The 8,132-nt window shown below is 44.7% G+C and carries 9 protein-coding genes; 1 reads left to right on the top strand and 8 read right to left on the bottom strand.

Annotated elements, in window-relative coordinates:
• Positions 1-123: 123 nt before the first annotated feature.
• The 4 genes from gmk to F6K46_RS36585 all read right to left on the bottom strand — a co-directional run bounded on the left by gmk (position 124) and on the right by F6K46_RS36585 (position 2,886).
• Positions 124-678 (bottom strand): guanylate kinase, encoded by a 555-nt coding sequence (gene gmk, locus F6K46_RS36600; RefSeq protein ID WP_293067579.1) that lies wholly within the window; start codon positions 676-678, stop codon positions 124-126.
• A 24-nt stretch (positions 679-702) separates the two neighbouring features.
• Positions 703-969, bottom strand: coding sequence for an extracellular matrix/biofilm regulator RemA (gene remA, locus F6K46_RS36595; protein WP_008191366.1), 267 nt, complete (start codon positions 967-969; stop codon positions 703-705).
• A 205-nt stretch (positions 970-1,174) separates the two neighbouring features.
• A complete protein-coding gene (locus tag F6K46_RS36590) occupies positions 1,175-1,987 on the bottom strand; it encodes an RDD family protein (protein WP_293067576.1) in 813 nt (270 codons plus the stop codon).
• A complete protein-coding gene (locus F6K46_RS36585) occupies positions 1,975-2,886 on the bottom strand; it encodes a DUF975 domain-containing protein (RefSeq protein WP_293067573.1) in 912 nt (303 codons plus the stop codon). The genes F6K46_RS36590 and F6K46_RS36585 overlap by 13 nt, the downstream gene beginning before the upstream one ends.
• Positions 2,887-2,966: 80 nt before the next feature.
• On the opposite strand from F6K46_RS36585, the gene F6K46_RS36580 reads away from it, so the two are divergent.
• Positions 2,967-3,935 (top strand): stage II sporulation protein M, encoded by a 969-nt coding sequence (locus F6K46_RS36580; protein WP_293067570.1) that lies wholly within the window; start codon positions 2,967-2,969, stop codon positions 3,933-3,935.
• Here F6K46_RS36580 and F6K46_RS36575 read toward each other — a convergent pair.
• The 4 genes from F6K46_RS36575 to F6K46_RS36560 form a co-directional block, all read right to left on the bottom strand.
• The gene (locus tag F6K46_RS36575; RefSeq protein ID WP_293067567.1) at positions 3,927-5,333 is read right to left on the bottom strand and encodes a DUF58 domain-containing protein; all 1,407 of its coding nucleotides are present in this window, start codon (positions 5,331-5,333) and stop codon (positions 3,927-3,929) included. The two genes, F6K46_RS36580 and F6K46_RS36575, sit on opposite strands and share 9 nt — an antisense overlap.
• 31 nt (positions 5,334-5,364) lie before the next feature.
• Entirely contained in the window at positions 5,365-6,315 is a 951-nt protein-coding gene (locus F6K46_RS36570; RefSeq protein WP_293067564.1) for a MoxR family ATPase, read from the bottom strand.
• Positions 6,316-6,450: 135 nt separating this feature from the next.
• The gene (locus tag F6K46_RS36565; protein WP_293067561.1) at positions 6,451-7,569 is read right to left on the bottom strand and encodes a DUF4350 domain-containing protein; all 1,119 of its coding nucleotides are present in this window, start codon (positions 7,567-7,569) and stop codon (positions 6,451-6,453) included.
• Between the two features lie 71 nt (positions 7,570-7,640).
• On the bottom strand, positions 7,641-7,961 hold the full coding sequence (locus F6K46_RS36560; RefSeq protein WP_293067558.1) for a DUF4129 domain-containing protein: 321 nt from the start codon (positions 7,959-7,961) through the stop codon (positions 7,641-7,643).
• Positions 7,962-8,132 lie beyond the last annotated feature (171 nt).

Below are 8,132 nucleotides of genomic sequence, written 5' to 3'. Positions count from 1 at the left end.
CTTTATTACAAAAGATTTAACCCTTTTGCGCATAACCGACTAACCATAAAAGCTCCACTATCTTACGGTAACTTTAAGCACTCATCCTGCGCATAGAGATGTGGGACTTCTTTTGCCGGACAGTTAAGATGGAAAAATAACTGCTTCCAAGCTTTGTAGAGCTTCTTTGAAGTCTTGATTAACAATAGTCACATCAAATTCATCAGCAGCTTCAATTTCGGCTTTGGCAATAGAAAGGCGTTGGGCGATTACTTCTTCACTATCCTTACCCCTCAAGCGAATCCGCTGCTCTAATTCATCTAGACTGGGGGGTAGTACAAAAATACGCAGAGCAGAGGGAAAGGTTTTATTGATTTTCCTTGCCCCAACCAATTCTATTTCTAAAATAACAGACTTACCCTTCTCAAGAAGCTGCTTGACTGGCAAACTAGGTGTACCATAGTAATTACCAGCGTACTCAGCCCACTCTAAAAGCTCACCCCCTATCATCATTTCTTCAAACTGGTCACGACTGACAAAGTAATAGTGTTTCCCATGCACCTCCCCAGGACGAGGTTGCCTGGTGGTTGCTGACACCGAAAGATCAAGTTCCGGGTGTCGCTTCAGGAGCTGGCGCAGCAAGGTTCCTTTACCAACACCAGAAGGACCAGTCAATACAATGAGTCTCCCTGCTTCCATGTTGAGTCTAGTTAAGTTTCAAGCTTAATGGTTACCATTGTGACTATCTTTATTGATAACGAAGCGATGAGCAACAGTTTCTGGCTGAATTGCCGAGAGGATGACATGGCTGGAATCGGTCACAATTACCGCTCTGGTGCGACGCCCGTAGGTTGCATCAATCAGATATCCACGCTCTTTTGCCTCAGTAATGATCCGCTTGATAGGAGCAGACTCTGGAGAAACAATTGCTACAACTCGGTTTGCTGAAACAATGTTACCAAAACCAATATTAATCAGCTGAATGTCCATGAGCAACTAACGGCAAAAGCCGGATGAGAAGCTAGTATAAGTATTCAAGTACAATAGTAGCGACATTAATTTAGCCTTACAAGCCTAAAATCTGGTAAAAAACCGGATTTTAGGGAATCATCCGTTTTCACTGTTGAGTGCATAGGGTGTTTTACTCCTAGATAACCAACCCATGGCTCAAGCTGGAGCAAGGGTGCGTGGGTCACTAATCCTGGGATGATAGCTGCTGATAGGCAAGGTACACAGCCTCCAGAAACAAGTTAGCCGTGACACCTGAGGGTACCTTTTCCAAGGCAATCATGTCTTTGACCTGATCAGCCAGTTGTCGGCTTAACTTCGCTTTTGCCTGAAATGTCATTGCCTCGCGCCGCTGCAAATACTCTCGAATCATAGCAAAGTCTTCTGGCTGCAAGGGGGAGAAATCTGCCTGGGTTTGGAGCTGATTGGCTAAGGCTTGAGCCTGATCGGAGATCTCGAAGCTAGCAGAAGCAATAGGCTGCTCTTCTTGGACTACCAGGGTTCCTGCTAACCAATCTCCCAACCGTTTTTCTCGTTTGCTAAAGATAATTAAAAATACTCCCAGGAACCATAAATCATCAACAGGTCTGAGCAAAGCGCGTAGGGTAGCTTGCTGTAGTCTCACTGGTCTAGCATCATCACGAATAACACGAATTTTGCCATAGCGCTTACCTGGTGTTTGTCCCTGCCATAGGGTTTCAAACAAAACAAAATAACCGATGTAAATTGAAAAGGTAATAAATAGATAAATGGCTACTAGCCAAAGCCTTAACTCATTAATACCAAAAAAATAGTCTAATAGGTCCAGCAGTTGGGAAGATAAAAAGCCCCAAGCAATTAAAAATACTACTAAAATTAATCCTAAGACAATATAATCAATTAACAAGGCATAAGCTCGACTGCCAATCCCTGCTAACGTTAATTCTAATTCAACACTTTCTGGGGTTTGTATAGTGACTCGATTAAAAAAATTAGTCGGTGTTGATTTTAGCTTCCCCATAGCTGCAAATCTATGCCTTCTTTACGACTACATAGATCGTAGTATATCACTGATTTAATGGCTTGCCAGAAGGGAACTAACAACGCACCACTAGCAAAGCTCAACCCAAAAACTAGCACTAAATACAGCCAGGCAAAAATTGCTGATTCTTGAGGAAACAAAAGAGATAAAATAGTTTGTATGCTGAATGTAGCTATCTGTACAGCAATCGAAATAGGTAGTGATATTAAAAAGCCAACAACTACTATCCCTTGAATACGTAATATAAATCCCTGAGTTAATTTCCAGCTGCGACCAATTGCTGCCCTGGCACCGATAGAATTTTCTTCTATAGCAAGCGGTATTTCATAAATTAACAAGCGAGATATAAACCAGCTCAATCCAAAGAAAAAAACAATCATCAAAATAATCACAACCAGAAGTCCTATGATAGTCATAGCAATACTATTCTCAGGGAGAGTATTGAGATTATCTAAAAGAGTAATGCTATTGCCGAAAATTAAACCAAGGACTCCGATCAAGATACCAATAACAAAAGAAATGATAAATACTACTAGGATTGCTGCTCCAAGAGTTATCAAGGATACTAGAAAAGTTATTAAGGATACTAGGATGCCTGCTCTGAAAAAACTCCACATCCGAGGATTTACATGGCGGCGAGCCTCATTCACTGTTTCTGGACGTTCAATGATTTCCTTAAACGCTAGACGTGAAATTAGCCCAAACATGGCACAAAACTTAGCCCAGCCATATATGGGAACTAATAGCCATAGATAACCCATAAAAGCTAGACGATAATATAACTTAAAATGATCGCGGTAGATGCGCAGACCGACATTAACAACATTACCAATACTGAGTGGTCCTAAAGATTGGTTGGGACTAGGCTCATAAGACATGGGTCGATGGGGCTATTGATGGCAAGACAAGTTTTAACGCTATCTTAAGCGAGGTTTACGAAAATTACCCCGAAAACTTTATGAATATTAAACGTTGGATTGGGCGGCGGGAAGCAAATTGGAAACAGTTGGATACTCTCCTGCAACAAGTGGAGAAACGAGGAATCAAGTCTTTACCAGCATCCCAAATCAAGGAACTCGCTAGTTTGTATCGCTCCGTCTCAGCGGATTTAGCCCGTGCTAGAACTAACCAAGTAGGCAATACCCTGGTCAAGGATTTACAACGACTGACCTCTCGGGGCTATAACCAGATTTATCAAGGTTCTCGCCGTCAAGACTGGCAAGGCTTAGGGGAGTTTTGTCGCTGGGGTTTCCCTGCTGTAGTGCAACAGACGTGGAGTTATATTGCGATCGCAACAGCAGTGTTTCTCCTCGGAGCCTTTATTTCCTGGTGGTTGGCTTGGCAAGATCCAGTGTTTATGTCCCTGGTGGTTCCGGAACAGTTAATTGAACAGGTACGCGATCGCCAGGAATTGTGGATGGGTTCGATTTTGGGGATGAAACCCTTAGCCTCCAGTGGCATTATGATTAACAATCTATCGGTATGCTTTCGGGCAGTGGCTGGTGGGATTACCTGCGGTGCCTTTACCCTATATGTCATGGCATTCAACGGAATACTGATTGGTGCCATTGGCACCTTAGTGGGTCAAAATAACTTAGCTTATCCCTTCTGGGCATTTGTGTTTCCCCATGGTTCCCTGGAATTACCCGCTATCTTCTTTGCTGGTGGAGCCGGTTTACTCATCGCTAGAGCAATTCTGTTTCCAGGCCAATATCGCCGGGTAGATGCATTAAAATTTTATGGCTCCCAAGCGGCTCAGTTGATGTTTGGGATTGTGCCGATGTTGATTATTGCTGGTATTATTGAAGGGTTTTTATCTCCCAGTCCCTTAGTGCCATCATTCCTCAAGTATTTGGTTGGAATCGGACTGTTTAGCCTTTTGGTTATATATTGTAGTAGCCGGAAAGTCGAGGATACTTCAGAGTAGATTCCGAGCTTTGACTCGTAAGTAGCTCTCAACCAGTTGCTGACTAATCTGATTCGCTGGTGCATCCAAAACCAGAACTCCTTTTTGCTTCAACCGGGCAAAGGCTACTTGGCGCTGGGCAATTAAATCCAGAGCGACAGCACGGGTATAAGCGGCTTGCCCCGGGTCAGGGTTGAGATCAACACTAATTCTCTTTCTCCCCTGCTCCTGGTATCCCCTGTTCCAAAACTGGTCTTGACTGGGAATTTTCCCTAACTGAGGGGTATTAGGGGCAGTGTGCGCCAATTGGTCAACAAGGGGGTCTCGAAGGGTGACACAAAAAGGTAAGTAGCGAGGGGTGAGGCGTTCTAGGGCTGCTAGCAATTCAGCGGAAGCAGTAACATCCACGATGTCTGTAATCAGTACGACTAAAGCACGACGAGTTTGCTGATTCACGACTTTTGTAACAGCACCAAAATAGTCTGGTTCTAATAACACTGGCTGAATCGGAGTGAGGCGTTCTATGAGTTTCGATAGTTGATGTTGACCCCGTTCTGGTGGAATCCAGGTCGTTATGTCTCGATCAAAGACACCCACCCCCACGCGATCGCCCCGATGTAACCCAGCTAATGCTAGGGCTAGAGTACTATTCAATCCCCAATCAAAGCGCTTCAGTTGAAGTACCTGTGCGGTCATCAACCGTCCCCGGTCCAGTAATATAATTAAAGTTTGCTCTTTTTCCGGTTCCAGCACCCTTACTAAAGGGCGAGAGCGGCGAGCTGTAGCTTTCCAATCAATCAGGCGAGTGTCATCACCAATGCCATACTCCCGCAGTTCAGCAAATTCTGTCCCATTACCCAAGCTTCGAGAACGGCGCATGGTACCAGTATTTTCCAGGGTCAGGCGAATAGAAAGCGATCGCAAACTGACTAAGTCTGGATAAACTGCTACGTTCTGACTCCCTGGGATTTTCCAATCATCCCACACCAAGCCCCAAGGACTCAACTGGCGCACGTGAATATCTCCCCAGTGAAACTGACCTCGTTTGGCTGGGTGAACCGTATAGGTTAGTTCCTTGTTACTATTCCGGTCAAGGGTAGCAGTTATGGTTGGGGTGGAAACAGCAAACTCTAATGGATAGTAGTCCTTAATCAGAATTCGAGCAACCTGATTTCTAGATTCCACTGAGAGCACAATCAGATTATCTCGCCCAATGGATAACCGTTGTAAAGGGGTGCGGGTTACCTTCACTCGGTTAGGTTTGACCCGTTTTCCATCCCATAAGGCTAAACCAAGGACAATGCCATCAAAGACAAAAGTAGTAATTAGACTGATTTGTTGATTAAAAACAGTAGCGAGTAATAATGCGATCGCAATACCTAGTATTAACAGTAAATAGGTTCTTTGTGAGGGAATCATAGTTTTTTTTGAGTGCTCAGTGCTGACCGACTCACCGAGGCACTGGAACTTGCTTGAGTAATGAAGCTATTACGCTATCGATCTGTAATCCATCTAACTGCACCTCTGGTTTCAGAATCAGACGGTGACGTAGTAGAGGGAGTGCGATCGCTTTTACATCATCCGGTGTCACATAATCCCGTCCTGATAACACAGCTTGGGCTTTAGTGGTTTGTAACCAAGCTACAGCAGCTCTTGGGGAGGCTCCCAAGGCTAAATCAGGATTTTGCCTAGTTTGTTGAACTAAGGCTAGCAAATAATCCAGCACCTTCTCGTCTACTTGGACAGCTTTAACCTCTTGACGAGCACTAAAAATTTGTTCTACAGTTGCTAGAGGTTTCAGACGTTCTAAATCCAAACGGCGTCCACGAAATCCTTTCTCAGTATTGAGCAACATTTGCTTTTCTGCCGCCGCGTCTGGGTAATCCACTACCAGCTTGAATAAAAATCGGTCTAACTGAGCTTCTGGTAGGGGATAGGTGCCTTCAAATTCTAGAGAGTTTTGGGTAGCAATCACCCAAAATAATTCAGATAGAGGCAAGGTTTCCCCGTCCAAAGTGACTTGCTGCTCTTCCATTGCCTCTAGCAGCGCTGCTTGGGTTTTGGGTGGGGTGCGGTTAATTTCATCAGCTAGCAAAATCTCAGTAAAGACTGGTCCTTTTTTGAGGGTAAAGTTGCGGGTATTCAGGTCAAAGATATTAGTTCCTAAAATATCCGATGGTAGAATATCTGGGGTTAACTGAATCCGCCGAAATTCAGCTTGGATTAGCCTTGCTAGAACTTTGACAAGCAAGGTTTTACCGGTTCCTGGTACCCCCTCAATAATCACGTGTCCACCACTAAGCAACGCTACGAGTAACTGTTCGACTAGGGTCGATTGACCGACAATTATTTTGCCAAGGGTTTGCTTGAGGCGGTTCAAGACAGGGAGATCATTGGTCATTTGCTTTGATTAGCTATCCTGTGGGACCGTCTTCGTGGTATCAGGATAGCATGGGCAAACTCTGGTTGATTGGGGTTGGGATTAGTTACCTTGATATCCGGTAGTTTACACAATCGGGCAGTTGTGATCATCCCATCAATCAATACCAATTTCCTGCCATTTTCCCAGCCATTTTAGTAAGTCTGACTCGCTAATACGACGTTTAGTAGATTGCATTTCCAGCAATTGTTTAAGTTCTGTAGCTGGACGTCCAGTTTGCTCAACCCAAGCATCAATTAGAGCTTGCTCCTCCAGCAGAGTCTGTCCTAATCCTAGTGCTTTTTGCAGTTGCAGTTGTTCGTCTTTTCCCACAACTTCCAACACAAACTCACTGCTGCCTGCTTTTTGCAAAACACCTGCTAATGCTCGGATGTAGGCTTCACTGTTATCCACGACTGGTTCAGATAAAGTCAATGGTTGTCCAAAGCGGCGATTCAGAGCCCAGATGGCAACCAGAAGAATTATTAATCCTTGGATAAAGGCTGGCAACAGAGGGGTTTTCGCTAAATAACTGAATAGAGTCTCACCGACCTCTCGCTTGATCACATCCACATCTTTGTAACCATGGAGGTATTCATCCACCCAAACGGGATTTTGGTTAGTTAAATTCTCCTCTGGTTTCAAGGGAGTAACCAGTTGGGCTAATAATTCATAGTTAGCCGGAAAGTCCTGATAGGCATTGGCAGCAAGATCGGATGTAGTGGCAAAGATAACTCTACCATCACCAATAGGCTTTTCCCAAACCACAGCACCAAAGCGATCGCTTAAAATTTTCTTCCCCTGATTACCCTGGTATCGCCGCCTGGTGTTAACCTTAACCTTTCCCGTTGAAGCCTCTTGGATAGTACTAAAAGCAGCGTCTGTCACCGGCTGCTTGACTCCCAAAATCACCATCGTATTGCCCTGTTTAATCCATTCTCGCTCTTTACCATAAATAGCATCTACTGTCAACCAACTAGTGACACGCAATAAGGTAACCGAGCCTTGAGCATCCGTCTGATTCGCTAAATCCTCAAAGGGTTTTTGCCAACGCTGTATAGGAGTTCCCCGTTTTGCCATGTAAGCGTACCAAGCGCCATAGCCATAGGGAGCGCGGCTGTAAGTCGAGCCGCTATTGATTTTATTATTAGCTGGAGCAGCTAGCAGGGTAATGATCATTAGTACCGCGATTGCGATCGCACTAATTACCCCTAACCGACGCCTAGGAAATTTCATCCTTCATCCTTGGCCAAAAGGCCACGCTACGCGAACATCCTTGGCCAAAAGGCCACGCTACGCGAACATACTTAAACCTTTATCTGCTGATAAGCCTCCTTGCACCGTTCAAAAACCTGACTAGAGACTTCGGCGTTACTAAAACATAACTGCTGGTGGGTGATCAGTAAGATTTGGTATGGTTTAGGTTGCGGTAATTGCTGGATGAGTTGTAGATATTCTCCATCCGTGCGACTGGGATAGCGAGGGGCAATGCCAGTATCGTGTAATTGCTGCAACATCCCCATATACAAGCAACGACAGGCTTCCGTGTAGTTACCCTGCTGCTGATAGTTTTGCGATCGCTCCCACCAATTGACCACTGATAATTCTGGAACTGGTCGTTTTGTCACTCTGTTTGCAGCTTGAGTAAGTTGCTGATAATAAGAAATAATATGGGTGCGGCTCTTATAGAAAGACGATAGAATGGGGAAGAGTTTTTTAACCCAAGCTGTCCTGTAGCAGTGTTTTGAGAGAAAAAACCGAAGGACTCGACAGGCGCAACCGCAGCAGTATGAGCCAGG

It is taken from the genome of Moorena sp. SIO3E8, from assembly GCF_010692445.1.
GTDB lineage: Bacteria > Cyanobacteriota > Cyanobacteriia > Cyanobacteriales > Coleofasciculaceae > Moorena > Moorena bouillonii.
This window is presented reverse-complemented; position numbering and strand designations above follow the sequence as displayed.